Annotated in this window: 3 protein-coding genes and 1 pseudogene; all 4 read right to left on the bottom strand. The window is 65.6% G+C overall.

The genetic code is table 11. The features are described 5' to 3' along the window. Positions 1–88: 88 nt before the first annotated feature. The gene (locus tag BGN95_RS01140; RefSeq protein WP_066519557.1) at positions 89–868 is read right to left on the bottom strand and encodes a Hachiman antiphage defense system protein HamA; all 780 of its coding nucleotides are present in this window, start codon (positions 866–868) and stop codon (positions 89–91) included. Between the two features lie 175 nt (positions 869–1,043). Continuing rightward, positions 1,044–1,190, bottom strand: coding sequence for a hypothetical protein (locus BGN95_RS01135; protein ID WP_286771378.1), 147 nt, complete (start codon positions 1,188–1,190; stop codon positions 1,044–1,046). A gap of 36 nt (positions 1,191–1,226) precedes the next feature. Continuing rightward, positions 1,227–1,795, bottom strand: a pseudogene (locus tag BGN95_RS01130) (trypsin-like peptidase domain-containing protein); the annotation flags it as partial. A gap of 187 nt (positions 1,796–1,982) precedes the next feature. After that, positions 1,983–2,447: Hsp20/alpha crystallin family protein (locus BGN95_RS01125; RefSeq protein ID WP_286771371.1), on the bottom strand; the 465-nt coding region annotated here is incomplete at its 5' end.

The following is a 2,447-nucleotide window of genomic DNA, read 5'->3' as shown; positions in this document are numbered from 1 at the left end:
CCATATCATCGCCCGTGCCTGGCCGCGCGCGATCAGACGACCGCGAAATCCGGTGGCGGCTGCATCGGTGATGGCGGCGGAGATCGCCTCAGGGCTGGTTGGCATTGGCGATCACCTGAGCGTAGACCGCGCCGACAAAGGCGGCGTGCCCGTCCACGTGCAGCCCTACGCCCCACTGTCCGATCGGGCCGGGATAGGCCTGCAGCGCCTGCGTCAGCAGTGCCTCCGGCGCGTTGCCAGAGAAGGTGAAGAGAAGATGCCGGACATGATCGGGCGGGATGCCGTGGCGATAGAGAGCCTCGTCGATGGCGTCGAGGAGTGGCGCGTCCGTCCCGAGGTCCATCAGCCGCGCCGAGATGAACGACAGGGCGTGCGACGACGGAAGGCCGCCATCCTTGTCGAGCCCGGCGCGCGCCTCCTGAAGGGTCTGCGCCCGCAGATCGATGCGGCTCTTCGCCTCGGTCTTGAGGAACCGTAGGCGCTGCGTCGCAGGATCGAGGATCATGCCGATCACATCGTCGCCGCGCATCGCCATGTCGCGGTGGTCCTTCCACCGCAATCGCTTGATGGGAGCCCGGTAGCCGCTGTGTGCATCAATCCATTCGGTCGCGTAGATCTCCCCCAGATCACCGGAGCGTATCTGCGGTGTTTGCGGAAGAAGATCGGTAACCATCTTGGCTGCCGCCGGCTTGCCCAGCCGCGCGAGCGCAGCTGCCAGACGCTCCTCCGCCGCATAGTGGGCGGGAACCGCCATCGCCGTCAGCTCGATGCCCATGGCGGCATCCGCTGTGCGTCCGGTCATCACGCGGACATGGTGATTGCCCAAAGGAGTATCGGCCGCATCGCACCAGTCGTTAAATTGAACCATCCACTCATTCCAAACGGGCTGCTGAAGTGCCGGCCTATCCCCACGTGAATTGTCGCCCGACGCGCGGCCGCACGTCTACCTTCTAATTCAGCCGGGGCTCATCGAGCGAGTTGCGATCGGCTCCTGCCCGACGACCCCCATTGCTGCGGCACGATTCCGCGACTGATGATATGGGTCAGCTTTCTGCAGGAGCCAATCGCGAGCCCGCAATCCGCTCGACCACTCGTCGCGCGATATCCGACGGCACGGCAAGTCCGATACCGACATTGCCGCCGCTGGGACCAATGATTGCGCTGTTGATGCCGATGACCTCGCCGCGCATGTTGATCAGCGGCCCACCCGAGTTTCCTGGATTGATGGGGGCATCGGTCTGAACATAGGGCGGCCCCCCGCGGACGGCGCCCGTACCGCGCTGATGATGCCGGCGGTGACGGTCTGGCCCACCTCAAAGGGGTTGCCGATCGCCACGACATAGTCGCCGACATGGGCCTTGGCTGACTCGCCGAGCGGCAGGGCCTTCAGCCCTCTTGCGGGGATCCTCAAGACGGCGATGTCGGTCAGTGGATCGCTCCCGAGCAGTTCCGCCTCGACCTGTCGATCGCCGATGCCGACAGCAATTGCACGCGCGTGCGAGACGACATGCTGGTTGGTCACCACCAGCCCGCGTTCGGCGTCGACCACGAACCCCGACCCGGCCGATATGCGCGGCGCGAGGGCTTCGTCAGGAACACCAAGAAAGAGGCGGTAATAGGGATCGCGGAGCAGAGGGTTCTGCGCATAGGGCGAACTCTGCAGCACGGCGATGTTGACCACCGCCGGCGCAACCCGCTCCACCAGTGGCGCCAGCGTCAACCGGTTGAGGGGAACGGCATCGCTCGATATCGCCCGTTGCCCGGTCGCTTCAGCCGGGGCGGTGCTCGTCAGCATCTCGACGGCCGCGCCGCCAAGGGTTGCGCCAACGAACGTGAGCACCAAAGCCCATGCTGCCCAGATGCCCCTGGATTGCCGGTGGGATCGAACCATGACTGTTCCCTCTGCTTCGTCCTCCACCAGCCGGCGCAGGGAGCGTGTGTTTCGAAAGCCGCGCACCGGCGGCGCCGGCGCGCGGTATCGATCAGTGCTGCGTCGCGCCGTCGCCGAGCGGTATCCTGCGACCGCGCGTCGTCCGCTGCGACTTGGGCATCCGCACCGTCAGCACGCCATCGCGTAGCACGCCCTGGCAGTTCTCTTCGTCGGCGCCATCGGGCAGCACGATCGAGCGTTCGAAACGGCCATAGTAGCGTTCGGACCAGCCGCGATCCTTGTCCTGGTGCTCGGACTTCTTCTCGCCCCGGAGCGTCAGCACGCCATCGTCCACGGTGACGTCCACATCCTTCTCGGTCAGGCCGGGAAGCTCGGCGGTGACGATCACCTGATCATCGGTCTCCTTAACCTCCAGATACGGCCAGCTCTGCACATTGCTGGAGAGGCCGATGCCGCCCACAAGCGGTGCCCGGAAAAAGTCCTCGAACAGGCGATCCATCTCTCGGCGGAGCTGAACATAGGGGCTGCGCTCTTCGTCGCGGAAGAGCGCGGGCGC

This window comes from Sphingomonas sp. 66-10 (genome assembly GCF_001897045.1).
Taxonomy (GTDB): Bacteria; Pseudomonadota; Alphaproteobacteria; order Sphingomonadales; family Sphingomonadaceae; genus Sphingomonas; species Sphingomonas lycopersici.
This window is presented reverse-complemented; position numbering and strand designations above follow the sequence as displayed.